The organism is Nonomuraea cavernae (assembly GCF_040655715.1).
Lineage (GTDB): Bacteria > Actinomycetota > Actinomycetes > Streptosporangiales > Streptosporangiaceae > Nonomuraea > Nonomuraea cavernae_A.
In genome coordinates this window covers 17,246-41,914 of record NZ_JBFAKL010000004.1, presented here as the reverse complement: position 1 = coordinate 41,914, position 24,669 = coordinate 17,246, and the positions used below count along the sequence as shown (strand labels likewise).

Genomic DNA, 24,669 nt, shown 5'->3' with positions numbered 1-24,669 from the left:
GATCGCCGCAAGATCATCTGACTGTTTGAACTTCGTCGGCGATGGGTTCGACTGGCCTTGTGCTTCGAACTTCCTGATTCTTGAAGCTATTTCCTTGAGTCCATGGCGATGTACATCCACTTTAAGATCCGCCCCCTGGAAAGATTTTCCTGATCCTCGATGGGCATCCGGTACATCGGTCGGCGGAGACGAAAGCGTTCGTGAAGTCCACCAAGGGGCGGCTGAGCATCTTCTTCCTGCCCCCGTACTCGCCGGAGCTCAATCCCGACGAGTGGGTCTGGAAGAAGTCGTCCGGTCTGTGGAGGAACTGACCGACAGGATCGAGCGATCCGTCGACCGACTTCAGGCAACACCCGGGATTGTTCGCAGCTTCTTCCGGGATCAGGACCTGCGCTACATCACCTCACCGGTAACCGAGCTACGGTCCAGTAGCCCAGTTTCTGCTTAGTAACGTCTAATCGCGCAAGTTATGCCACGAATGCGTGCACCCATTAGCGCAATCAATCTCACGCCTACGGGCATCCGAGATCGATAGAAGTGCCAGCAATATCCTAAATGATTTTACCATCTCGGCTTCTGGTAGATTCCCTATCTTAGCCAGCTGCTCACGGATTGGCCCACGCGAAATCAGGACAGCCGGAGTCGCCGTGGGCTTCACCCCTGCGCGGGCGATACTCTCTGCAGCATCCTCAGTTGCAGCCCTCGCCTGAAGAGCGTAAGAAGACAGCTCTCGAATCACGTCACGTCGCTCATCTAGCGGCAGCGCCTTGAACCAGCCAATCCCTTCCTGGAGTGGGCGGCGCCCTTGGCTTAGTTCATTCAGGATAATAGATCGTTTGCTCATCACGGCTCCGGATCGAAGATGACGTGCGGGCGCTCAGGGTCCAAGGTGGCGTACCCCGGAGCATCCGGATTGTAATCCTGGAAGATGTCCTGCCCTCGTCTCCGGCCCCGCCAATCTCCGCCGATCCCCTCGGGCAGCGAGCTTGCAGCCCTGCTCCTTACTCGGCCTGTCTTGCCGGACAATATGTAGTCCCAGTCCGAATCTGCCTTAGCGGTACCGCCTGCACGACTGCCTACCACTACAATCCGGGCCCCCATCCTATTCGCTGCGTTCTGGATGCGCCGGACCTCGCTAGGAAGAATCCCCGCTTCCTCAGGAGTTCTAAGCCCGCACGGGCCGCTGTTATGCACCAGGACGGGCGTCGTGTCTGCTTCTACATAGTACGTGTGCGTGTCGGCCACGGCGAGGTTGTGGACACGCTGGTCTGCGGATGTCCACGCGGTGATCGCCGAGACTTGGACGTAGGTTCCCGCGCTTGTCCGCAGATACTGCCCCGGCCGCAGCGTGTTTGCTTGCCTCAGCTATTCATAAGTCTTGAGGAGATTCGGGATGAAGTGACCCGATAGACAGCAAAGAGTGCCCCTGATCTGGCGGATTGTCGAGATCAACAACCTTCCAGAGCGAGGAGCACTCTTGAATCAGGAGGGACAGCCACCCCGTGAGTCATCGAGTCTAGGACCAGGTCGATGTTGGCGGCCCGGGAGGAACCTGTGACGATCGTCAGCACAACCTGATCCCCGGCTACATCGACAAGGCTTGTCGGTTACTCAGCCAGGTAGGCGTGCCTTCTTCACCGGGAAAGTTCCCATCTCTATCCGGCCAAACCAGCTGGAGCCCACCGAAAGACCTCTCCCCGTAGAACACCGACGCTTGTACCAGGTTAGCGATCAGTAGATCTTGTGGGATTGCCCGGAACTGCACAGTAAACCCCTCAAGAATGTCATCCGAGACGTCACCATCTCCATATGTGCGCCCCTCAGCGAGCATGGCTCGAACTGAGCTCAAGACGCTTCCTGAAGTCTCCTCCGGAAGTCCAGCTACGATCACTTCGGGATGATCAAAAGTGGAACCGAACCCGATGCTGTAGGCAAAGGGAGAGTGGTCAACGTCAGGGTCGAAAGCCCAAATCCAACTCCACCCTTGGGCTGCCAAATCGCTATGAATCTTCTGTTGAATCGAACTCAGATCCGATCCTTCCAGTGCACCACTCACAAGAAATCACCCTTCAGTTGTCCCATTTTCCCTGTTGCAGACTCGACATAAGACCTGGCCGTTAGAGGGGCCGCCCGACCCGTCTCTCGACTTAGGCCGAATGTGATCGATCTGCCATTCATCTTGAGGGGGTGTAACTCCACGCTTTGTAAACTCTGCCATCACGCACGACCACCCAGTGGTCAGGGCCCCGGCGTTCTCGGGTTCTGATGCGGTATGACGATGTTGACTGTTCGGTCAGGTCGAGAACGGAAGAGCGCGACTTCTGCTGATCTTTCAGGTGTCTAAGCCGAAGATCATCACAGGAGTCGCGCTCGTGTCCCCATCTTCCCCGATCGCCGTTCCGGCCGTCCCCCTTCTGAGCCAGTTCACCGACCTCGTCTTGTGGGAAGCGGAACTGGCCACTGACCCGATCGCGATGGAATCGGCGTTGATGGCCCGATTGGCGTCCGTCCCCGATCATCGTTCGACCCGTGGCCGCCGTCATCCGCTGCCGGTCATCTTGACGTTGACCGCGTGCGCGACGCTGGTGGTCGGCGGCGACAGCATCACGGCGATCTGGCAGTGGGCCACCCGCGCCTCCCAGGAGAAACTCCAGCGCCTGGGCGCCAGCCGACACCCGCTCACCGGCCTGTTCGTGCTGCCCAGCGAACGCACTTTCCGCCGAGTCCTGGCCGGTGTGGACGGCGACGCGCTGGATGCGGCCGTCAGCGGCTATGTCTGCGATGTCCTCACCCAGCGGGTGCCGGTCCCGCATATCCCGGACACACCCGGCCCGCCCGAGCGTGAGCAACGCCGCGCCGCCTCCCGGAAGGTCACTCACCCGGCCCCACCAGGGTTGTTGCCTGCTGCCGCTCTGGATGGCAAAGCCGTCCGCGGCGCCCGGACCGGCCAGCACAGCCGCGTCTTCCTGGTCGGCGCCATCAGTCACGAAAGCGGCCTGATCCTGGGCCAGCGCCAGGTCGAGAGCAAACGCGGCGAAGGACCGGCCGCGCGCACGCTGCTGGCCGGACTCGATGTGGCCGGGATGGTCCTGACCTTGGACGCTCTGCACACCACCAAGGCCACCGCCCGTCTGATCACCGAGCAACTGGCCGCCCACTACGTCCTCATCGTCAAGGCCAACCAGCCGCTCGCCCATGAGGCCGCCCGCGCACTGCTGACAGGCCCGGACCTCGAGTGGATCGACACCACCGCCATCGACGACGATCGCGGGCACGGCCGTACCGAACGCCGGACCATCCGCACCACCCAAACCGGCGATGGCCTGTTTCCCGGTGCCCGGCAGGCATTCCGGCTCCGCCGTGACGTCGGCGGCCTGGACGGCGCGTGGACCAGCAAGGAAATCGTGTACGGCATCACCAGCCTGCCCGCCGACCTGGCCGGCCCCGCCCACCTCAACCACTACGAACGCTCACACTGGTGTGTGGAAAACCGGCTGCACTGGATCCGCGATACAACCTTCCGAGAAGACCACTCCCAGGTCAGGGTGGGTGCCGCGCCCAGAGCGATGACCAGCTTCCGCAACCTGGCGATCAGCACCGCCCGACTGGCGGGCCGGGCCAACATCGCGCACGCCCGCCGAGACCTCCTCAACCACGACGCCGCTTTCGCCGTCTTCGCCCTATGACCAACATGACGACACCGGATAAAGCGACTCAACGCCGGGGCCCTGACCCAGTGGTGGGTCCAGTTCATCGGATCCTGCTTTCGGTAGGGGCCGAAGAATCAAGGCGGATCGAACCTGATCAGCTTGCCTCCGTCTAGTACGGAAGAACCGTGTAAAGCGATCACGTACCGCCATGAGCGGCTACAGGGAAAGGTTCAGTAGCTTAGTCAATGCAATCTCTACGTAACCGGCCCCCTACAGGCCATCCTGGGGGCGACGGTGTAGAGCAGGACCGGCGTGGCCAGATCAACGATCGTGACCGGCACTCGCAAGGCCAGGTGCACCGCCGCCGACAGCACGCACAGCACCAGCATCGGCACCGGCCTTCGGCCGCGCAGCGCCACGCCGGCGACCGCGGCCAAGGTAGCGCCCCACCAGATCCACGACCCGGCCGGCCACGCCATTCCGAACAACCTCGCGGTGTGCTTGGGCACCATCGTGACCGGATCGTTGACCAGCACGCACACCGCGAGCAGCGCGAGCGCAAGCCCGGCGTCACGCACCACCGCCCGGCTCGACCACTCGCGAAGGACGGCCTGATGGCAGGACTCTCCGCGCCGGCAGCGGCCGATATCGCCGCTCCCGCAGTTCGGCGGCCACCTCGTCCAGGAGCCGGTCGACTCCGTACTCCTCGACTTCGGCCAGGGTGGTCTTGTCGATACCCGGTGCGCCGTTGTTGGCGCGCACCGCAACCCACGCGCGCTGCAGCACGTCTCTGCGGCAGACCTTGTCGAACAGCGCGTGGAACCTCCGTCCGGGATCGGCCTTGGCCGCCCGGTAAAGCGCATGCTGCAGGGCACGGACCGGATCACGCGGAACCCGTGGTTCCGGTGATCCCTTCGCGGCGGGACTAGCCTGACCGGCACTCACCGGGCCGCTCCCTCACAGTCGCTGCGCATCGACGAAGCAGCGGCCCTTCCCATCGCCGCCGGTTGTGTTGTCCGGTCGGCTCGATCGGTACTATGGCCGCCTCCGACGCCCACCCGGCTCGCCACCCATTTCCCGGCTCCGACCGGTTATAGGGCGCGATGCTCCGGCAACGAAGACAAGCTTCCGCAGGTTGCCGGGCCGGGGAAAGCCTCCCCAGTTCCCGCCGCCACTATCGGCACGTTCCGCGCCCCATACGCCGGGGAGTCCTTGACGGCTGCTTCCAGGCTCTTCACCGCGTCCATGGCCTTCGCCCCGGTTTCGAGAGGCTCGGCACTCCCTAGTCCCACCCGAAGGCGGGCTGAGTAACGACGCCGCAGGCTTCGCTTCCTGCTACGGACCGCACCGTCGCTCCCCCTACTTGCAGGGCCTATGACGCTGGGCTTCTGTCAACGGCCAAGTGCGTGTCGCCGCTGGTGGCCGTGTAAAAGTCCCCGCGTGTTCGTAGTTGACTACTTCTTGGTGAGGCGTGCTGGTGTCCTGGTTCGTGCCTGTTTCATCCGGAAGGACTCGCCCTCGGTGACCACGACGATGCTGTGGTGCAGGAGCCGGTCCAGCAGGCTGACGGCGGTGGTGTGTTCGGGTAGGAAGCGTCCCCACTGGTCGAAGGGCCAGTGTGAGCCGATGCCGAGCGCGCGCCGCTCGTAGGCGGCGGCGACGAAGCGGAACAGCAGCTGGGCGCCGGTGTCATCCAGCGGGGCGAACCCGACCTCGTCGATGATGATCAGGTCGGCGCGTAGCAGGTTCTCGATCACCCGGCCGACGGAGTTGTCGGCCAGCCCCCGGTAGAGCGTTTCGACCAGTTCAGCGGCGGTGAAGTAGCGGACCTTGTGCCTGGCCTGGACCGCGGCGACGCCCAGCGCGATGAGGCTGTGGGACTTGCCGGTGCCGGCCGGGCCGACCGCGCAGTAGTTCTCCGCCGCCCGGACCCATTCCAGCGAGGCGAGGTAGTCGAACGTCGCGCGCGGGATCGAGGAGGCGGCGACGTCGAACTCCTCGATGGTCTTGATCACGGGGAAAGCGGCGGCCTTCATCCGGGCGCGGGCGTTGGAGGCGTCACGCGCCGCCAGTTCGGCGTCGATGAGCGTGCGCAGGAACTCCTCGGGGTTCCAGCGCTGCGTGCGGGCCGTGACCAGCAGCTCGGGTGCCAGGCGGCGGATGGCGGACAGTTTCAGGCGGCGTAGCGCGCCGTCGAGGTCGGCGGCCAGCGGCGCGGGCGCGGGAGCGGTCATGACACCTGTCCGATCTTGTCCAGGGTGTACTCGGCCAGCGACCGGGTCGGGACCGGCGGCAACTCCAGGACTAGCGCGTCACCGGCGGGCGCCGGCTGCGGAGTCCCGGCGCCGGCGGCAAGGATCGAGCGCACGTCCTCGGCCCGCCAGCGGCGAAAACTCACCGCCCGCTCCAGCGCCGCGATCAGCGCCTGCTCACCGTGCGCGGCCTGCAGCGCGGCCAACTCGACCAGGTCGCCGGACAGCCGGGTGTTGCCCGCGGCGGCCGAGCCGGTCAGGAACGATTCGGCCACCGGGCCGAGCGCCAGGAACGCCTTCTCCGCCTCGGTTCGAGGGCGGGCGGCGCGGCGGGGCGCGGACCGGGGACCGCCGTAGTGCTCATCGGCCACCGACGCCTCGCCGGGCGCGACCGCCATATGCTCGGCGACGATCTCGCCGGTGGCCAGGTCACAGATCAGCAGCCTGCCTTGCTCTTCGCTGATCGCTATCCGGGTGCCGATCAGCCGCATGGGCACCGAGTAGCGGGCCGAGCCGAACCGCACGCACGACAGCCGGTCGACCTTGCGGGTGACCGGCGCTCTGCCGATCGCCGGCCGCAGCGACGGCAGCGCGGTCAGCAGTTCCCGCTCGCCGATCAGGCGCTCGGCCGGGATGGCGCAGATCTCTGAATGCGTCACCGTGTTGACCTCGGCGCACCACTGGCGGGCGGCCACGTTGGCGGCGATCAGGTCGTCGAACGGCGCCTGCGGCACGACCAGGTCACGTTTGGCATAGCCGACCAGGTTCTCCACGATGCCCTTCGATTCCGGGTCGGCCGCCTCGCACCAGTCCGGGCGGAAGCCGTAGTGGGTGGCGAAGCGCACGTAATCGCTGGTGGGGATGACCTTGTTGGCCACCACGCCGCCCTTCAGACAGCCCATCCGATCGGCTAGCACGACCTTGGGCACCCCGCCGAGTTCCTCGAAGCACTCGGCCAGCAACGCCAGCGTGGTGGCGGCCCGCTCGTTGGCGGCGAAGCGCACGAACCGCACCCTCGACCAGGCCAGCACCGCGCAGAACACATGCAGCCCGCCACCCGCATCGCCCCAGTCGATGACGAGCATCTCGCCCGGAGTCCAGACCGCCGGCCGCCGCCCGCGATGATGAGCGCGCCGCCACGTCTTCTTCGCCTCGGCGACCAACCGCCGGAAGTTACGCGCCGAACCCTCGTAGCCGGCGGCCTGGGCCAGCGGCAGCAGCCGTTTGGCCGAGATCTTCCCGGCTGTGCTCTTGACCTTCTCGGCCACCAGATCGGCGACCGTATCGAAGTTGTGCTCGCGCCGTCTGCGGCTCGGCGGCTTGTCCCCGGCCAGCGCCCGCTCGATGATGCGTTTGACGGTCTTGTGCGTGGTGCCGCACATGTCGGCGGCTCCGCGATAGGTGCCTACCTCGCGGTAGGCGGCGATGATGTCCATGACTTCCCCCGAAGACTTCATGGCCGGGCAGACCCCCTGAGCGGTGATCTCGTGACTGGCTGACACCGTCACGATCACCGCTCAGGGCACACCCCTCCTCGCGACACGCGCACAGCGCGTAAGAAGAAGTGGGGACCTAAACCGGCCATCAGTGGTGACCTCGAAGTGGCCACCTGTGGGGACTTTTACATGGCCACGGACAGCTTCGACCTGATCCGTTTCCAGACCAAGCCGCCAGCCTGCTACCGGGCCTCCTGGCAGCTACCCGGACCGGACTCACACCGGCAAGCGACGACGAGCTTACGAACAACAAGATCCACCGCTGCGTCACGGCTTCACCTCCTGCTCTACTGGGCGCACGAGATCACTTCAGTGACGCGAGCCGCTCTCTTATTTCCTCAGCTCCATCGAGATGTTCGTTGATCCCGATGTCCCATTGAGTGCTGTCCAAACCTTCGATCACTACGAGAAGTTCTGGATTTGAAGCCTGCCGGACAATTTGACGTGAGAGGGCGCGACGGGATTCAGTGGCCACGATCAGACAGTCGTGGATTTGATCTAGACCGGAAGCGACCCCTATCAGCTCGCGCCAGCTCAGCGGATAGCCGACATCGGAGGACGAGATAAGTTCTTCGAAAGACTGCATCGTCATCCCTTGAGGTGCAGCGCCTGTTCCCCAAAGTTCCAGTATGCTCCAGGTCCACATATTTGCAGGAATCTTGTTGAGAATCCGAGTGAGCCCGACGGCGCTTCCGGATTCTCTGTGCATGGGTATTACGACAGTGGACATGTCACCATCCCCAGGGTTCTGCTGGACCGCGCTTTTTGTTTCCACCTGTCGGATTTTCTGTGTATCGATGCTGATGAGGGTTCTCGTGGCCCGGGATATCGGGCCGCCCGTGATCGGTGAAGTCGTAGTCTCGCATCACCTCACCATTATCGCCGAACTCTCGCGCCTGAGGGTACTTATCGCGCCTCCCCTTCTTCCATCCTAGTTGCGTGTGGGGGGAGTTGGACTCGGACTTCGGATTACCATTTTTATCACGCGGGAGCTTCCGATCAGGGAACCATTTACCGTCCGTCTTGGGGCGCGGCCCTGCGGTCTTCCCGACAAAAACCTTCCCCACGGCTTTGACCCCACCGCTCACCGCAGTCTTTGCGACGCCTCCGATGCCGGTGACTACGCCAAGGATGATCGACACATCGTCGGTCTCGTGGACAGTTCCGCTCCCGCACTCACGGGAACGCTTGCAAAGCTGAGCCTTATCAGTCGTGCGTTGTTCTCGCTGCCGGAAGCTCTCGCCGGCCTCCTTCTTATCGCGTATTTGCGCGTCTCGAGCGTTTGCGCGAGCCCTGATCCGCCGATCCTTCCGGCCCTGAGCCGCGACAGCCTTCTTGTGCTTTTTCTCAAGCTTGATCTCATACGGCTTCTTTTTCTGGCCGCTGGGCTTGTGTGTCTTGGAGAATGTTTTGTCGGACTTGCGGTTGCCGGTGTCGACGCGGCGGCCGTCGGGGTCGGATTGGTCGATGGGGTTGTTGGCGGCGTAGCTGTAGGGGTTGGCCCATTCGGGGGTGCGCAGGTCGAGTTCGGGGTCGGTGGAGATGAACTTGGCGATGGCGGGGTCGTAGTAGCGGGCGCCGAGGTAGGTGAGGTCGGTGGAGGGGTCTTCGGTCTTGCCGAGGAAGCCGCGGTCGGTGAAGGGCAGGTCGTCGGTGCCTCGGCGCTTGCCGAAGGGCAGGTAGCGCTCCCGGCTGACAGAGCCGGTGGTGTCGTTGACCGCGAGTTGGGTGCTGCCATGCTGGCCGGCGAGCATCCAGGTGAGACCGCTGGTCTCGCGCATGGCGATCAGGGATGCGTCGGAGGCGCTGTAGTAGCGCTTGACGGTGACCTGTCCTGCGGCCAGTCGCAGCTCGATCGGGCCGAGGTAGAGGGTGGTGCTGCCGTCGGGGTCGCGCCGGAGCAGGCGCTGGCCGTCGGCGTCGTAGACCATCGCGGTGTTCTGGCCGTCGATGGCGGCCTGGTCGAGCTGGCCGAGCGGGTTCCAGGTGAGGGTGGCCTGTTCGCCGGCGACGGTGCGGGCGGCCAGTTGGCCGGCGTTGTCGTAGGCGTAGGTGTCGGTGCCGCCGGGGCGGGTGATCGCGGTGACCGCGTTCGGGCGGACCGCGGTGGGGCCGGGTGCGGGGTAGGTGTAGCTGGCGGCTTGGCCGTTGTCGGTCAGGGTGGTGAGGTTGCCGACCTTGTCGTAGGCGTAGGCCTGGTTGTAGGGGTCGATGCCCAGGCCGTCGCCGGTGCCGGTGCAGGAGCTCGCGGTGGTGGTGTAGGCGGTCTTGAGCCGGAGCAGGCCGTCGTGGGTGAAGCATTCGGACTGGCCGACGGTGCCGCTCGTGGCCGAGGCGGCGTCCAGGACGCGGGTGATGTTGCCGGCGAGGTTGTAGCTGTAGCGGTCGTCCTGAACGGTGTCCGGGGTGGGAGTGTTCGCTTTGGTCTGGGTGGTGACGCGCGACAGCCAGTCGGTGGTGGGGTCACGTTCGAGGAGGCGTTTGATCTGGCCGTTCGTGCCGAGGGATCGGCTTTCCAGCTTGCCGGTCAACGTGAAGGCGGTGTCCTTGACGTAGGTGAACCCGCCGGCCAGGTCGGACGTCATGCCCTTGGCGAAGCCGAGATCGGTGTAGGAGAAGGTCAGCTTCTCCGCCGGTAAGCCACCGGCCTCGGGCAGCGTCTGCTCGCGCAGGTTCCCGGCGGCGTCGTAGACGGAGGCGAAGGCGTAATCACGGCCGAGCGCGCCTTCGCCGGCCGGAACGGTGACCTTGGTCGCGGCCGGCCGATAGTCGCTGTCATAGCCGGTCACCGTCTGGGTGTAGGCCCGGCCACCGGCGTGACGGGTGGCGGCGGTGGGTTGGCCCTTGGCCACGGTGTCGTAGGTCCACTCGGCGAGCTTCGTCCCGGTGTCCGGCTCGCCGGCCCACTGGCTGATACGGCGGCCGAGCTGGTCGTACTTGCTGGAGATCTTCTGGTTGTTGCCGTCGATGCTCCAGAGCTGTCGTCCTGCCAGGTCGTAGCCGTGGCTGGAGGTGCCGGCGTCGGGGTCGGTGGCGGCGGTGCGCCGGTCGAGCCAGTCATGGGTGTAGGTGCGGACGTTGCCGTTGGCGTCCGTCATCGTGGCGAGGTTGCCGTTCAGGTCGTAGCCGTAGCCGGTGTCGGCGTGGCTCGTGGCGTCCGACCATTCCTCGACCTTGACGGTGCGGCCGAACACGTCGGTGACGGTGGCGGTCTTGCCGCCGACCGGCGGGGTGACCTCGGTGCGCTCGCTGCCCGGATAGGCGGTGCTGGTGCGGCGTAGTTCGGTGCCCAAGTGGTAGGCGATCGCCGCGACCGGGCGTTCCTGGGCGTCGTAGACGGTCTTGGTCCACTGCGGCAGAGCGGTGGTCGCCGGGTTGAGCAGGCCGCTGCCGGGCTGGGCGGTGTTGTGCACCGGCTCGGACTCCGTCGCGGTCAGCCCGCGCAGGTCGTAGGTGGTGGCGGTGACGATCCGCCCGCCGGACGGTGAGGCGGTCTGCGCCTCCCGAGTGCGGCCGAGGCCATCGTCGTAGCTGTGGGTGGTGGTCCATTTGGCGTTGCCGCCGGTGCCGGACAGCAACTGGTTGACCGTGGTCTTGATCGGCGCGGTGGGCTGGCCTGACCAGCCGTCGAACGGAATGGTGTAAGCGACGGTGGCTGTGGGGGTGCCGCCGCTGCGCGGCTGGCCAGGTCTCCACAACGCGGTGGTACGGCCGAGCGCGTCGTAGTCGATCTCGGTGACCTTGCCGTTGGCGTCGGTGACCAGGACCGGCTCACCCTGCACATGCGACAGCTTGGCGGTGACGGTGTGACCGAGCGGGTTGGTGGTGGTCACGCCGGTGCCGGGCCAGCCGGTCGCCGGACTGTAGGCGGTGGTGGTGGTCCTGCCCAGCGGATCGGTCGAGGTCAGCGAACGGCCGTAGTCGTCGAAGGTCGCCTTGGCGGTGGAGATGGTGCTCGCGTTGGCGTAGGAGCGGACCTCGGTGGGGTTGCCGTCGCTGGGCTTGTTGGTGGCCGGGTCGGTGCCCAGGTCGTACAAGGTGATCGTCTTGCCGATCAGCGTCCCCGTCGTGCAGTTGTCGCCGGCGCGTTCCTCGACGACGGAGGGGAAGGCGGTCAGCCACTGGCCGGGGTCGGTGTTGCGGGCGTAGGTGGAGCTGGTGCAGGTGTTGTCGCCGGCGACGCCTTCCTGGCCGTAGTCGTTGACCTTGATCGGCAGGCCGTCGGCGTTGTAGGCGGTTCGCTCGTCGGTGTAGCGCCAGGCGCCGGTGCTGAGCTTCTCGCGCGATCGCTCCCGGGTGGTCAGCACGTACGCCGGGTCCATGGTGCCGGGACCGTTGCCGGTGTTCTGGATCGTGTACTCATACCGGGTGGAGTCGACCTCGGTGTAGGCGCGCGGGCTGAGCGCGGTCATCTTCCACGACTGTTCCTGCAGCACGTTGCCCTGCAGGATCGGCACGTCGGTGACGGTGCCGCCGTCGAAGTTGGTGACCGTCTCCCCGGTGCCGCGCAGGAACGTGCGGGTGGTGACGGTGTAGCCGGACGGATCGGTGCCGGCGCCTTCGACGGTGCGGACCTGGCTGTATCCGCGCCAGTCCGATGCGGGAGGTGCCTGACCGGGCTCGGCCGGCTGCCTCGGGTCGTTCCAGCGGGGGCTGCCGACGAACTCGTAGGCGTGAACCATGTCCGGCGAGCCGGCCACCATGTCGCGTTCGACGACCTTGACCGCGAGCTGCTTGAAGAACCGGCTCCAGGTCTCGTACCCCTGGTCGGGGTCACTGCCCATGTCGACCTGATAGCAGTCACCGACCTGGTCGGCCAGATAGTTGCCGCCGACGCGGCCCTTGCCGCCGCCACACGGGTCGGCCTGGCCGTAGGTGACCTCGACGCGGCCGCCCATCCCGTTGCGGATGGCTGCGATGCGCGGCACCATCCGCCACGACAGCAGGTCGGTCCAGTCCGACATGGTGTCGTAGTCCATCTTTCCGGCCAGCATCACCGCGTCGAAGTCCAGCGGCGGCAACACCGCCTGCGACCCGCCCGCCAGACCGGTCTGCTGCACGGTGTCCAGCCACATCACCGGGTCGTAGGCCCAGGCATAGTCGGTGCGCTGGTAGATCCATTCGTGCGTGAAGTCCAGCCGGTCCACCGGATCCCACACGCCCGAGGTCGGGTTCTTGGACTCTGTCCGCACCGCGGTGAGCTTGCGGGTGGAGTAGAACGCGATCGCGTCGTTGGCGCACCCCACCTGCGTCGTGCACAGCAGGTCGGTGGGGATGTCATCGCCATCGCGTGCGGCAGTGGTGAACATCGTGCGCGCCGTCGGCACGCTACCGGCCACCTGCGTGTTGTGCCCCCACCGCACTTCGGCCAGGAATCCGCCCCGGTCGTAGGGCAGCACCCGGTAGGTCTCGTGCAGGCACGAGGGCAGGCAGAAGTAGTTGGTCTCGCGGGTGTAGGAGTAGTCGATCACGTTCTCGTTGCTGTCGACCTCCTGGTCCAGGTTCCACCGCCACACTCCGGTGCACGTCGGCGGAATCTCGTCGTAGTAGTAGCGGTCGTAACACGGCTCATCGGCCACCACCAGCGGGTCGTGCTCGTTACCCACGTACGGCGTCTGCCACTGGGCGTCCCGGTTGTAGCCGAACCGCCACACCTGACCGTCCTGGCTGGTGATCCTCCAGTACGGCTGACCATCCGCGCCCCCGGCGACCTGCTCGATCTTCCAGCCGAAGTCCGGCACCGTCTTCCACGCGCCGGACGTACGGTCCTGCACGATCGACGCCGACCGGCCACCCGCCGACAGCACCAGATCCGACTGCGTCTGATCATTGGTGGACGCATCACCGTCGTTCTGGTCCGGCGACTCCCAGCACAACGCCTTCCCGCCGATGCCCAGCTCCTCGGCCTTCCAGATCAACTCACCGGTGTCATCGCTGTACCAGTTGTCCACATAGCAGCGCCGATAGCGCCGCTCGATGAACCCCGCGTTCAGATCCCAGCCCACCCCGACCACGCCGGACTGGTTGTTGGTCCACCGCCCTTGCCCATCCACCGACGACGCGTCGTACTGCAGCGACAGATCCGGGCCGTTACCCGCAGGCGACGGCGCCTCGGGCAGCGGCACGTCATAGTCGAATCCGCCACCGGACGTGCCCGCCTGCCAGGTGCCCGCCGGCTTCAGATCCGTCGCGCCCCAGTTCCCGTCCGGTCCGGTCAGGCCGGCCGCCAGGAGATACACCGACCCCGCCGCGAACTGCGCCTCAAGCGCCGCCTGCGCCGCCTTCGCGGCCGCCGCCTTCTTGTCCTTGCCCGGCGTCATCGGCTTGACCTGCGGCGCGACAGCGCCGAGCGGAGTCGCCTCCACCTCCGCGGTCAGCGTCCCCGCCTTGACGTCATTGACCGACGCCACCACCATCGGCCGCACCACGCACGAGCGCGGACGCGGCGTCTCCAGCACACATGCGGGCAGTCGCACCAGTTGCAGCCGACCGGCGAAGTTTCCGCCATAGGCATCCCGGAACCCGGCATAGGAGAACTCCGCCCGCACCTTGCCGGGAGCGCCACCGCCGTCCGCCCGCGCCACCTTCGCGGCGATGCCGAACCCGCCCAGCGAGCGCACCGCCTCCGGCGCCAAGGTCTCCACCTTGACCTGGTCCACCCCCGCACCCTCGACCGGACCAACCCGCACCGGCAGCGCCCCGACCTCGGAGACCTTTCCAACCTCGGGCATGCGCACCTCAGCGGCGCCCGCCTTCGGCCACACCGGCTTCTTCCGCTCGACCTTCGGCACGGACTCCTCCGCACCCTTGACCGCCTTCCTGCCGGGCACCGCCCGGCCGTCCACCGACTGCTCCGGATCAGGCGCGGCTGCGGCGGCCCGCGACACCAGCCCGTCCGGCACCCCGACGCTCGAGATCAGCACCAGCGAGCAAAGCCCGATGATCAGCGCCGCGAACAACATCGGCAGACGTCGACTCCGCATCCCGCATCCCTTCAAGGGCACGCTGACGCAGACCTCGGCAAAGAGGCCTTTCACGCGCCTAAGGCAGACATAAGAACGATCAAACGGAATGTGATCGACGAACGAAGATCGGTCAACGGCGGGAGCGTCACTTACCCGACGCTCACAGTCAGAAGTGGTCAATCACACATGCCATGCCGGGCTGGTCAACACATGTGTCACGGAAGCCGCTTTCCCGGACCAAATCACTCACTGTGATTTACGTCACTTTCCCGAGTCGGCAGGTCCCAGCGGAGGTCGGTTCCACGTCAGTACGGCCTCTCGCGCTACCGCGCGCCACCTGCGAGAAGGCTCTCCCACAGCCGGTTTCCCTCGGCTGCACGAAGCCAGGGGCTCTCGCTGACCCGGTTGCCGCCGGACGCCCGCACCGTCCGGCGAATATGGACCAGCCCGCCGGCCGCGCACAACTCGTACACCGTCACCAGGCACTCACACGTGTGGCTCCGCACCCTGACGGACTCGCACCTGGGCACCGGGTCGGACCAGTCGATCACCTCGTGCCCCTCCTGCGCGCGGGCCACGTGCGGGCCGTGGAGCTCCTTCACCACCATGGCGACCTCCAAGGCCGATCGCGTCGTCAGTCTCCCGAGACCCCCGCCGAACCCACGTGAACTCGGTGGGCGAGCCGCCGCAGGCTGCTCAGCGGGACGACGCGGTCGGGCAGGGATGCAGGACATGCCGGTTCGGGCAGCAGATCATGCCGATCGTGACGAACCGGACACCGTGCAGCCACTCGCCCCACTGCACGTCCACGCCACGCGGCAGCAGATCACGCGCACCGATCAGCCGCTCCTCAAGCGGGATCTTCTCGGGCAGGAGCAACGCCCCACGCACCTTGCCGTACTCACCCGCCATCCAGGCCGCCGCCTGCTCGACCTCGTGAAACGTCGCCGCGATCCGCGACGCCGGCTTGACCAGCCAGTCACCGGTCCGCATCGGCGGCACCATCGAGGTGAGAAAGTCGGGCGAGGCCGGACGGCGCTCGGCCTCATTGCCACGGTCGGCGCCTGCGCCAACCCACTGATAGGCGTGCCAATGCATGGTGAGGCGCTCCCGTAGAGTGCTGGGGGCGGCGGCCCCTGTCTGCTTCGACCGGGCAGGGACCGCCGTGCTCGGGGTGATGCCTAGATGGTGGTCAGTCCGGCGGCCCGAAGCTCGTCACCGGTGAACCGGAGCGTCCCGGCGTCCGGGTTCTTCGAGTCACACACGGCATAGGCATCCTCGACGCCAGGAATCGGAGCGATCAGGACACAGCTCTCCATGTCCTCCTCCTGCTGGTTGCCGCCGCACATCCGGCTGAACGACACCCCTTCAAGGTGACTGCCGTACAGATCCATTACGCGATCTCCTTCCGTCTGGCCCCAGATGCCGGGGCGTACACGCCCAGCGCATAAGCACGCCTGGGCTGGGCTTTCGACCCGCAACCGCCTCGACATGTCGCGGTCCATTCACGCTGCCCCATGGTTGCATACCTGTCATGGCCTGTAAAGGTCGATCAGCATAGGAGCATATAGACCCTTCTATGCCTGCCAGACATGGTCTATCTAGAGTTGGGCCGTGATCGAATACAACCCACGGATCCCAAAGTGGCGTCAGGTCGCCGACGAGATCCAACGCAGGATCAGGGCAGGTGAGATCGGCTACAACGACGTCATCTCCGAAGTCCAGCTTGAGCGCGAGCTGGACGTCTCGCGTCCAACGATCCGCCAGGCAATCGCCTACTTGCGAGACGATCTCAAACTGATCGAGACCATCCCAGGGCGGGGCTCGTTCGTGCGCGAGAGCGAGCCGAAGTCAGAGCGCGCGGCTGGTGACAACCGCTAACACCTCGGACAGAATCATTCCGGGCGATGTGCCCCCAGGCCCGATTGACGCCACCAACGACGATCAGCGAGGCTATTCAGACCTTCTCGTTCGACCACCACCACGGCTCGCGACAGGACGCCAATCCCGAAGCTGGTCGTCGGTGAGGCCGTGTTCCCCTTGGATCTGCTGACGGTAGCCCGCGAAGAAGTCGGCCGGAGAACCGCTGTACATCGGGTCGAAGTCGTCGTGCCACTGGTGAAGCCACGGCTGGAGTTCGAGCAGGCCCGCGAGGAACGGGGTGATCTCCTCGCTGGTCAGGGCGTAGTTCGTGAAGTACGTCGCCAGGGCCTGCGCCTGTTCCCGGTGGTCCCAGCCGGCCCAGCCGTACAGGTCGGGGGTCTGGGTGTTCACCTGGCCGTAGGAGATGAAGCGCTCCTTGGGCACGTCGAGCTTGCCGCGCGCCTTCCAATAGGACGCACGCTGGAAGTCGGCCTGGGCGTACTTCGGCGGGACGGGGATCGAATCCCGGATCTTCCGCTTGGTGGGTTCGTCCGGGGCGGCGTCCTCCTTGCGCTGAAGGTCCCAGACCTCCTCCCAGTCGGCGCGCTTCCTCAGGCCTGTCGGCTTGTAGCGCAGTGCGTTGAGGAACGGGACGTGCTCTTCGGCCACGAGATCGGAGACGACGACGGCCAGTTCCCTCCGAGGGGCGTAGATGCCGGCGACGGAGACGAAGTCCTCGTCACGGGAAAGCGCATCGACAAGCCGGGCCTGCGTGAGGATCGCAGGCAGACCGTTCTCGTCGAACCAGTGCTCGCGCTTCTCGATCCGGTCCAGCAGCCAAGAACGCAGTGCCTTGTCTTGGAGGACATCCCAGCCTTCGGTCGCCCAGCGCCGCTTGTACTCCGGGCGCTCCACCATGCTTATGGCGCGAGAGGACTCGATGGCGTCGATGCGCTTCTGAACGATCTGCTTGTACGATTCGGGCCAGTGGACGGGGATTTCCTGGATCGGCGTTGATCCATGCCGCCTGAACCACTCGTCAGACGCCTCACCGTTGGCGATCCGGCGCGCGAGCACGATCTCGAAGGCCCGTTCTCCGAGTACCAACTTGGGTATGTGAGTCTCGGAGGCGCGCAGGTCTTCAGGGTGAAGGTTGTAGAGCGAATAGACCTGCCAGTCGAGTTCTTCCTGGAGCGCAATCATTCTGGCACGAAAAGATTCCCATCTAACCTTGGAATCGCGAAGGGCTGCGACCTTTGGCGTCTGCCCAGTAACCACCGATAACGGAGAAGTGGCAGCGAACTGCTGGGCCAGATTCTCCAATATTTCACTCAGCATGGCGGGATATTCGACGGGAAGCGGATAACGCTCAACATTGGAGCCGTTGAACTGGTAGAAGCGCTCCCACTCGCCGCTAGTGAATCCGCCCCCTTCTCCACGGATTCCCTTGTCGTGGCAGTTCAACTTCAGCCACAGAGCGGCTGTGGAACTGTTGAGAATCCCGAACAAGCCCAGGTAATCCCCCTCGCTCACTTCTTCCCGCAGCTTGATCACCGGCGCCGTCTGCTTAAAAACCTTCCCGCCTCGGTCCAGCACGAAGTGGTTGTGCGTCGCCACCTCCGCAAACGCAATTGATAGCGGCTCCCGGAATCTTTTCGGAAAGAACATGCTGTGGTCAAACCAGCGGAGGCCACGCTCTACAGGTGTCTGACCGAAATCCATTCGTCGCTGGAGATGGATGCGATTCGGCCACAAGAACTTGATCTCGTCCTCGGCCAGCTCACGAGGCTCACCGGCATCGTTGTATGGGAAGTACGTGGCAATGGGTGCATTGATCTCAAAGTCACGAACTCCATCACCGAGGACCACTGGCACACACGCCTTGTCAAGCGATCGTGACACAGCAGCGAATACAGGCATGTAGAAGGCGTCGTCCAAACCAGTGTGCGTGGTCCGACCTACAGCTTCGCTCAGCGTCCCGAGCCCTCCAATAGAAGCTCGGCCAATCTGCTCGACCATCTCCAGGCCGCCATCGGCCAAAATCCATGGCTGCTTGCCGAAATAGCGCTTCCGTGCGAGATCGCCCACCGAGACCCACGAGCTGACCGAATCTGGATCGTCGATCTGGTTGACGATCGCGCCCCAGACCAGCCCGTCCTCACCCTTCTCAGGTGCGGAGGGCTCGCCTTGAACGCTACGGACCGTTCGTACGGTCTCTGAACGAAGACGACCCGCACGCGGCGTCCCGACGAGGATGACCGTCGGCGTGCCATGCCCGGGGATGTAGGCACCCGAGGTGTCGATGACCTCCGTCAACTCGACCTTGTGGGCGAAGAACTCCTCGATCAGCTTGGCCCCGAACTCCCTCTTCATGAACGAGTTCGCCGTAATCTGGCCGACCATGCCGTATCCACGCCCATCAGCGTCGCCGCGTACGGCCAGCTCAAAGAACCGCTGCGCGAACGGCACCGACAGCGCGTACGTCCCGGCGCAGGCGTCGTACAGTCCCCGATACAGCTCGTTCAGCTTCTTGTCCTTGACCGTCACATACGGCGGATTGCCCACCACCACGTGATACCGGCCGGGTTCCAGGATGCCCGGATGCTCGTGCACGTCCTCCGTCGCATACGCGAAGTCGGCCAGCGGATCTCCGGGCACGTCGTCGCCCAAGGTCAGCGGAAGCTGCCGAGCCTTGATCAGTGAGTCGCCCACGGCCAGATGGATCGGCCACTCGTACTTCGCCGCCTCCTTCATGGTCGACACCCCGGCCGCCGCCATGGCCGCCACCAGCAGGCGGAACCGCGCGATGGCCACCGCGAAGGGGTTCAGGTCCACCCCGTGGACCGAGTCCAGCGCCGCCCGCACCCGCTCGTGCCGCCCGAGCCCCATCGGCCGGTCGGCCCAGAGCCGGACGAGCCGCTGGAACGCCCCCAGCACGAAGTGCCCGGACCCGCACGTCGGGTCGATCATCTTCAGCTCTCGGTGGCCGAACTCCCGCACCGCCGGGTCCATCGTCCGGTCGAGGATGAACCTCTCCACGAAGTCGGGCGTCTGCAGCAGCGCGTACGTCTTCCGCGCCGCCTCCGACAGATCCTGATACAGGTCGCCCAGGAACCGGGTGTCCCACCCGTCGGTGCCGTCGTCGTTCAGCGGATGCGCGAAGTCGTGGACCAGCTCGCCCGCCTCGTCCCGCCGCCGCCAGAACTCGACCAGCTCTCCGGCCCCGTCATGGCTGAGCGGGATCTGGAACAACGGGTTGTGCGCCGGGTCGAACAGCAGCCTGCCCGCCTGCCCCTCCCCCAGCTCCGCGAACGCCCGCCGCAGCCACCCCCGGTACGTCGGGTCGTCGTCGGTCTCGACGTACGCCTCGTAGCGCGCCTGCGCCAGATCGCGCCGGTCGGCCTCGGGCGCCGTCAGGTACGGCTCCTCGATCAGCCGGTTGTCCTCGCAGAACCGGACGAACACCGTGCCCAGCACCCACGCCGCCGCGACCTGGGTGACCCGCTCGTCGAGCCAGCTCCCCCAGGTGGCGGCGGTCCGCCCCAGTTTGCGCGCCTGGTCGTACTCGGCCCGCAGCCGCGCCCCGACCTCGGGCAGCGCCCGGACCTGCTTGGCCAGGTCGGCCTCGACCGCTTTGACCTGCTGCTTGAGGTCGTCCAGCACTGCCTTGCGGTCGATCACTTCGCCTCCAAGGTCACGCCGGCCCGGTGGGTGTTGGTCACCCACGAGTCCGGAAGCTCGATCCACTCCCCCAGGCCCGCCTGGTGGGGCACGGCGACCGTGCCCAGCCGTGGCTCGCGCGCCGGGTCGCCCTGCGGGCAGAGCAGCCACAGGCCGCGCCCGCCCTGCCGGGCCGCCGCCGCGAGCCGGTCGAGCACGCCCATCGCGTCGTACCGGGCGAACACCGCGGCGTCGGTCAGCAGCACCGGGCCGGTGCCTGGCTCCAGCAGGGCGCGGACCTGCGGCTCGATCCGCCCCCAGGCGGTGCGGGCGTATTCGGCGAACTTCAGCGCCGCCCGGCTGCCGGGCTCGGCGACGTCGGCCCGCAGGATCGTGTCCCACGTCGGTTTGCTGCCCGGCGGCACCAGCTCGTGCATGGCCTCCAGGAACAACCTGGTCGCGGAGAGCGCCTCCGCGCCGAACCGCTCCCCGGTGAGCTCGGCCACCGCCTCCCTGGTCAGCCCCGCCCGCACGGTCAACGCCCGGAACCCGTCGCGCCGGGCCGAGGCGATCAGCCGTTCCTCCGCCCGGACGGCGCTCGCGAGCTGCGGATCGTCGGCGTATCGGGTGACGGCGCCGTCTCGGGTGGCGTGCCGTCCGGCGTAGGCGGTCAGGTAGCTGGAGGCCAGGTCGAGGCGGGCGGGCAGGTAGCGCTGCGTGCCCGTGCCCTCCCGGGTGGACAGGGTGAGGTCGAATCCGGCGTCGCGCAGCGCCTTCGTCAGGGGCGGCCCGCTGGGCAGGCCGCCCTCGATCCCGCCGTCCGTCAGCTCGGGGAAGCGGGCGCGTACCCGCTCGTGCACCTCGTCGACCGTCAGGCCCGGCTGCCGGGCGTCGGCGACGCCGGGGATCAGCCGCACCAGCCCGGCCTGGGTGAGCCGGAGCGCGCGGACCAGGAGCAGGTCGCGCGGGTAGACCTCCAGCCGGGGGGTGGCGGCGGCGTTCCGCGACGCGGCTACGGCGAGCCGGACCATGCGGCGTTCGTCCCACTCGATCACGCCCTGCGGCGGGCTGATCGCGCGCAGCTCGGTCAGCACGGTGCCCGCGGTGGGCAGCGCGTCGAGTTTGGCGAGGCGGTCGGCGACCCGGCCCAGCCGGTGGGCGTAGTCGAGCAGGCCAGGCGCTGACGGCGTGCTGGGCGCGTCGTCCTCGCACACCTCCAGGGCGAGCAGGCCCGCGCCGAGCGCGGAGTCGGTGGCCTCGCGGTTGGCGGTGTGGCGGAAGCGCCCCTCCTCGGGAACGAGCTGCTCCACCTCGACCACGGCCCGCACCGCGGCGAGCGCGAGCGCCCGCCGCTGGTCTCGCTTCTGCAGGCGGGTGCCGCGCCGTACGGTCAGCGCGTCGGCGATCTCCGCGACGGAGGCGACCCGGCCGAGCCCGGCCAGCAGCTCCAGGATCTCCTCCCGGAGCGCCTGCACGGCGGGGGACTTCTTCCACCGGGTGCGCTGATTTTTCAGGATCTGGGGGATGCGCTGGCGGCTGAGCCCCAGCGTCTCGGCGACGGCCCGCTGGTTGGGCCACACGGTCTGGCCGGGCAGCTCGCCGTGCGCGTCGGGCAGCCGCAGCAGCAGCCGGACCGCCTCGACCTCGTTGCGGTTGGCGCCGTCCTTCTTGAGCGCGGGGACGAACAGCGTGGCCAGGGTGTCGAGGCTGACCGAACGCAGGGCACGCTGCGGAAGCAGCTCGGCGCCTTCGCCGGTGGCGAGGTCGTCGACGAGAGCGGATTCGGCGGCGCTGACCTGTGCCAGCTCCTCCTTGGCGTCGCGGCGCCCTTCGGAGGTGAGCGGGGAGACCGGCTCCTGGCGCAGCCGCCTGCCCCACTCGCTGAGGCGGCGCTGGATCTCGCTGCGGGTCTTGGCGCCCAGGCCGGGAGCGTTGACGAGGTTGCGCTGGCTGTAGTCGAGCAGGGCGCCGACGGTCGTGAGGCCCAGGCCGTAGAGGAACGACTCGGCGGCCGGGGTGAGCCCGGCGGCAGACAGGTGAGTCTCGGGCGTGGCCTCGGCGGCGAGCCGGTCGCGCTGCTGCTCGACCGACTCCGGCTCAGCGTCGGCGATCGCCGGAGCCTGCTCACGGGTGACGCCTGGGGCGGGATGACGGCCGGCGGACGGCGAGGTCTCGGCCAGGTCGAGGAAGATCTTCTTCCAGGCGTCCTGCATCTTCTTGCGCTCGCCGAAGCGCTGTCCGGCGTCGCGGTGCATGGCCTTGCGGAAGAAGGCGACGAGCCCGTCCCGGATCGCCGGGTCGAACGCGTCGGCCGCGACCGCCGGATGGGGCCACTGCTCCGGGTCGGTCTGCCGGGGTGAGACCTTGCCGTCGCCCCATCGGGGCAGCTCGCCCGAGGCCATCTCGTGCAGGGTGGCGGCCACCGCGTAGCGCTCGGCGTGCGCGTCGTAGACCGAACGGGTCAGCGTGCCGATGAACGGGTCGAGATAGCCGTCGGTGCCGGCGTCGGTCTCCTGCACCGGGTGGCCGGCCAGCGAGAAGTCGATCAGCACGAGCTGGCGGGTGCGGTTGGGGCGCACCCGGATGGCGATGTTGTCCGGCTTGATGTCGCGGTGCCAGACGCCCTCGCCCTCCAGGAAGTCGACCGCCCCGAACAGGTAGTCGCCGTACGCCTCCAACTGGTCGATCTGGAGGCGTCCGCTCTCGCGAAGCTGCCGCGCCACGGTCTCCTCGCGGCGGCGTGACCTGCCGCCAGGCTCCGCCGGGTCCTCGTCGTCCCGCTCGTCGCCGACGTACTCCAGGGCCAGGACGGTGCGCCCGCCGATGACCAGCGGCTCCGGCTCCACCAGCCGGATGACGCGCGAGTCGGCGTGCAGCCGGCCCATCACCTCGGCCTCGCGGACCAGGATCTCGCCGCGGCCGTCGGACAGGGCGATTTTGAGCACGACGAGCGGGCGGGCGCCGCGCCCTCTGTCTCCGGCGCGCAGATCGCGGACGAGGAACGCGCGGCTGGTCGAGCCGGTGCCCAGGCGGCGGCGCACCTCCCAGCGCTCGGCGAGCACGTCGCCCGCCACCGCCTCCAGGGGATCCTTCTCCTGGACCGGGGCCGCCTCGGGCACGGGTGCCGGGGAGGTCAGGAAGTCCTCGACGCAGGCCAGCATCTCCAGGAACTCGTCGACCGTGGCGAGCCGTCGCTCTGGCTTGTACGCGGTGGCCTCCTGCACCAGCTCGTCGATGTCGTTCGACAGGCCGTCCACGAGCGCGCTCGGCCGCAGCCCTTCGCCCGCCTCCAGCCTGGCCAGCAGCTCCGCCTGGCTGGAGGCCGGAGCCTCGCCCGTCACCAGCAGGTAGGTCAGCACCCCGAGGCCGTAGACGTCCAGGGCGATGGGGTCGGGGCTCGGCGCGGTCAGCTCGGGCGCGAGGTAGGCGTCGGCGTCGTCGGCCAGGTGGATCGCCGACAGGGCGGTGGGCGCGTAGCGGGTCGTGCCCTGCGACTGCGCCCCGCGGTGGGTGGCGATCTGCCAGTCGGAGATCTGGAGGTACGGCGTCAGCCAGGCGGCCTCCTCGCCGATGCTCCGACCCTCGCGGCCCCGGTCGCGCGGGATCACGTGCACCGATCGGGCGGCGAGCGCGCGGTGGTGGATGCGGCTGGAGTGGGCGGACCTCAGGGTCTCGGCGAGCTGCCGGACCAGCGCCATCCGGCCGAGGATGTCGAGCTTGCCGCCGTACTGGACGAGGTAGTCGTCCAGGCGCAGCGTGTGCGGGTGATAGTCGAAGATCAACGCGGGCCCGGCCGAGTGCCCGGACGGGTCGTACTGCTTGAGCTGGACGACGCCGGGATGACGGAACCGGCGCAGGATCGCCGCCTCGCGCCGGGCGGCGTTCTCCACCGACCTGCGGATCGACGCGTCGGCGCCACGCTCTCGCAGGTAGACGCGGACCCGGGCGGGCTCCGGCAGCTCGCTGTGGTTGGCCAGGTAGTCGGCCCAGGTGGGGCCGGTGTCGAAGGACTTGCGCTCCAGGAGGTAGGGGCCGACCTTGTACTCGGCGTCGCTGCGGCGGATGCCGACCTGTTCCAGCGCGTTCTTGGCCGCCCGGGAGTCGGCCGGGGTGATGCGCCACCGCTCGTCTCGCGGCGGCTGCCGCAGCATCTCCAGCAGCTCGTCCACCGTGTAGACGCCGTTCTGGTCATGGGCGGGCAGGCGCAGCCGAAGCGAGTCGTCGGTGAAGCAGACGGCCTCGGTGATCCACACTCGCTTGCCGTTGCGCGCCAGCAGGCCGGCCAGCTCCTTGGCCTTCTTGTTGGCCAGGTGCAGGGGATTGCCGTGGGAGACGCGGCGGCCGTTGGGCGGGGTCTGCACCCAGGTGCCGTTCTCGGTGGTGAGGCTGCCACGCCAGTGCTTCAACTCGATCATGTACGCGCCGCTCGGGCCGACGACCAGCAGATCGACCTCGCGGACATGACCGGTCTGCGCGGTGAAGGTGAAGTTGGACCAGGCCCGCCAGGGCTCGGCGTCGGGTAGCCGCTCCCGGATGGCTTCCAGGCCGCGGCGCTCGTGGTCGAACTCGGACTCGGTGACGGTGGTCCACCGGCCTTCGAGCATGCGCCTACTCCGCTGTCGATGTCTGGTGCCTGATCGGCTACTGAACCGAATTTTGGATCGTATCCGCGGAGCGAGACGAGCGAGGAGGTTGTGACCAGAATGCTGCGGACGCGGAATTACGGCTGATCCAATACCTCCATAAGCGCGTACTGCTCTGGTTCCCCAAGTTGCTTCCAAGC

The 24,669-nt window shown here is 67.0% G+C and carries 18 protein-coding genes; 3 read left to right on the top strand and 15 right to left on the bottom strand.

From position 1 onward, the window contains the following. The first annotated feature begins 143 nt into the window (after positions 1 to 143). A complete protein-coding gene (locus AB0I38_RS07200) occupies positions 144 to 311 on the top strand; it encodes a transposase (RefSeq protein ID WP_358464132.1) in 168 nt (55 codons plus the stop codon). Between the two features lie 143 nt (positions 312 to 454). On the opposite strand, the gene AB0I38_RS07195 is transcribed toward AB0I38_RS07200, so the two are convergent. The 4 genes from AB0I38_RS07195 to AB0I38_RS07180 form a co-directional block, all read right to left on the bottom strand. Then, positions 455 to 844, bottom strand: coding sequence for a DUF5958 family protein (locus AB0I38_RS07195; protein WP_358463352.1), 390 nt, complete (start codon positions 842 to 844; stop codon positions 455 to 457). Next, positions 844 to 1,347, bottom strand: a complete 504-nt coding sequence (locus AB0I38_RS07190) for a nucleotidyltransferase domain-containing protein (RefSeq protein ID WP_358464129.1) — start codon at positions 1,345 to 1,347, stop codon at positions 844 to 846. The genes AB0I38_RS07195 and AB0I38_RS07190 overlap by 1 nt, the downstream gene beginning before the upstream one ends. 238 nt (positions 1,348 to 1,585) lie before the next feature. Further along, positions 1,586 to 2,056, bottom strand: a complete 471-nt coding sequence (locus tag AB0I38_RS07185; protein WP_358463349.1) for a DUF4262 domain-containing protein — start codon at positions 2,054 to 2,056, stop codon at positions 1,586 to 1,588. A gap of 6 nt (positions 2,057 to 2,062) precedes the next feature. After that, positions 2,063 to 2,218 carry an HNH endonuclease gene (locus AB0I38_RS07180; protein ID WP_358464126.1) on the bottom strand — a complete coding sequence of 52 codons (156 nt, stop codon included), beginning with the start codon at positions 2,216 to 2,218 and terminating at the stop codon, positions 2,063 to 2,065. A 118-nt stretch (positions 2,219 to 2,336) separates the two neighbouring features. Between AB0I38_RS07180 and AB0I38_RS07175 the strand changes: the two genes are divergently transcribed. Further along, positions 2,337 to 3,686: an ISAs1 family transposase gene (locus AB0I38_RS07175; protein ID WP_358463346.1), complete on the top strand. Its 1,350-nt coding sequence runs from the start codon at positions 2,337 to 2,339 to the stop codon at positions 3,684 to 3,686. 218 nt (positions 3,687 to 3,904) lie between these two features. Here the strand turns inward: AB0I38_RS07175 and AB0I38_RS07170 are convergent, their stop codons facing one another. From AB0I38_RS07170 to AB0I38_RS07130, 9 genes are all read right to left on the bottom strand, one after another. Then, complete coding sequence (locus tag AB0I38_RS07170) at positions 3,905 to 4,228, bottom strand: DUF7134 domain-containing protein (RefSeq protein ID WP_358463343.1); 324 nt, start codon at positions 4,226 to 4,228, stop codon at positions 3,905 to 3,907. Next, positions 4,221 to 4,595, bottom strand: coding sequence for a hypothetical protein (locus AB0I38_RS07165; RefSeq protein ID WP_358463340.1), 375 nt, complete (start codon positions 4,593 to 4,595; stop codon positions 4,221 to 4,223). Before AB0I38_RS07165 ends, AB0I38_RS07170 begins: the two co-directional genes overlap by 8 nt. Positions 4,596 to 5,104: 509 nt before the next feature. Further along, positions 5,105 to 5,884, bottom strand: coding sequence for an IS21-like element helper ATPase IstB (gene istB, locus AB0I38_RS07160; protein ID WP_358463337.1), 780 nt, complete (start codon positions 5,882 to 5,884; stop codon positions 5,105 to 5,107). Beyond that, on the bottom strand, positions 5,881 to 7,359 hold the full coding sequence (istA, locus tag AB0I38_RS07155) for an IS21 family transposase (protein ID WP_358463334.1): 1,479 nt from the start codon (positions 7,357 to 7,359) through the stop codon (positions 5,881 to 5,883). The genes istB and istA overlap by 4 nt, the downstream gene beginning before the upstream one ends. 343 nt (positions 7,360 to 7,702) lie before the next feature. After that, the gene (locus AB0I38_RS07150) at positions 7,703 to 8,128 is read right to left on the bottom strand and encodes a hypothetical protein (protein ID WP_358463331.1); all 426 of its coding nucleotides are present in this window, start codon (positions 8,126 to 8,128) and stop codon (positions 7,703 to 7,705) included. 1 nt (position 8,129) lies between these two features. Continuing rightward, the gene (locus AB0I38_RS07145; RefSeq protein WP_358463329.1) at positions 8,130 to 14,381 is read right to left on the bottom strand and encodes an RHS repeat-associated core domain-containing protein; all 6,252 of its coding nucleotides are present in this window, start codon (positions 14,379 to 14,381) and stop codon (positions 8,130 to 8,132) included. Between the two features lie 305 nt (positions 14,382 to 14,686). Further along, entirely contained in the window at positions 14,687 to 14,971 is a 285-nt protein-coding gene (locus AB0I38_RS07140; protein WP_358463326.1) for a hypothetical protein, read from the bottom strand. 88 nt (positions 14,972 to 15,059) lie between these two features. Further along, positions 15,060 to 15,356 (bottom strand): hypothetical protein, encoded by a 297-nt coding sequence (locus AB0I38_RS07135; RefSeq protein ID WP_358463323.1) that lies wholly within the window; start codon positions 15,354 to 15,356, stop codon positions 15,060 to 15,062. A gap of 188 nt (positions 15,357 to 15,544) precedes the next feature. Then, positions 15,545 to 15,757 carry a DUF397 domain-containing protein gene (locus tag AB0I38_RS07130; RefSeq protein ID WP_189126807.1) on the bottom strand — a complete coding sequence of 71 codons (213 nt, stop codon included), beginning with the start codon at positions 15,755 to 15,757 and terminating at the stop codon, positions 15,545 to 15,547. 220 nt (positions 15,758 to 15,977) lie between these two features. Between AB0I38_RS07130 and AB0I38_RS07125 the strand changes: the two genes are divergently transcribed. Continuing rightward, positions 15,978 to 16,244 carry a GntR family transcriptional regulator gene (locus AB0I38_RS07125; protein ID WP_358463319.1) on the top strand — a complete coding sequence of 89 codons (267 nt, stop codon included), beginning with the start codon at positions 15,978 to 15,980 and terminating at the stop codon, positions 16,242 to 16,244. Between the two features lie 72 nt (positions 16,245 to 16,316). On the opposite strand, the gene pglX is transcribed toward AB0I38_RS07125, so the two are convergent. Both pglX and pglW read right to left on the bottom strand, forming a co-directional pair. Continuing rightward, entirely contained in the window at positions 16,317 to 19,907 is a 3,591-nt protein-coding gene (pglX, locus tag AB0I38_RS07120; protein ID WP_358463316.1) for a BREX-2 system adenine-specific DNA-methyltransferase PglX, read from the bottom strand. Continuing rightward, positions 19,904 to 24,490: a BREX system serine/threonine kinase PglW gene (gene pglW / locus AB0I38_RS07115; RefSeq protein ID WP_358463313.1), complete on the bottom strand. Its 4,587-nt coding sequence runs from the start codon at positions 24,488 to 24,490 to the stop codon at positions 19,904 to 19,906. Before pglW ends, pglX begins: the two co-directional genes overlap by 4 nt. Positions 24,491 to 24,669 lie beyond the last annotated feature (179 nt).

Coding starts and splice junctions, on each gene's coding strand:
- AB0I38_RS07195 (WP_358463352.1), bottom strand. CDS start 844: ATGAGCAAACGATCTATTATCCTGAATGAACTAAGCCAAGGGCGCCGC.
- AB0I38_RS07180 (WP_358464126.1), bottom strand. CDS start 2,218: ATGGCAGAGTTTACAAAGCGTGGAGTTACACCCCCTCAAGATGAATGG.
- istB (WP_358463337.1), bottom strand. CDS start 5,884: ATGACCGCTCCCGCGCCCGCGCCGCTGGCCGCCGACCTCGACGGCGCG.
- istA (WP_358463334.1), bottom strand. CDS start 7,359: ATGAAGTCTTCGGGGGAAGTCATGGACATCATCGCCGCCTACCGCGAG.
- AB0I38_RS07150 (WP_358463331.1), bottom strand. CDS start 8,128: ATGTCCACTGTCGTAATACCCATGCACAGAGAATCCGGAAGCGCCGTC.
- AB0I38_RS07145 (WP_358463329.1), bottom strand. CDS start 14,381: ATGCGGAGTCGACGTCTGCCGATGTTGTTCGCGGCGCTGATCATCGGG.
- AB0I38_RS07140 (WP_358463326.1), bottom strand. CDS start 14,971: ATGGTGGTGAAGGAGCTCCACGGCCCGCACGTGGCCCGCGCGCAGGAG.
- AB0I38_RS07135 (WP_358463323.1), bottom strand. CDS start 15,356: ATGCGGACCGGTGACTGGCTGGTCAAGCCGGCGTCGCGGATCGCGGCG.
- AB0I38_RS07130 (WP_189126807.1), bottom strand. CDS start 15,757: ATGGATCTGTACGGCAGTCACCTTGAAGGGGTGTCGTTCAGCCGGATG.
- pglW (WP_358463313.1), bottom strand. CDS start 24,490: ATGCTCGAAGGCCGGTGGACCACCGTCACCGAGTCCGAGTTCGACCAC.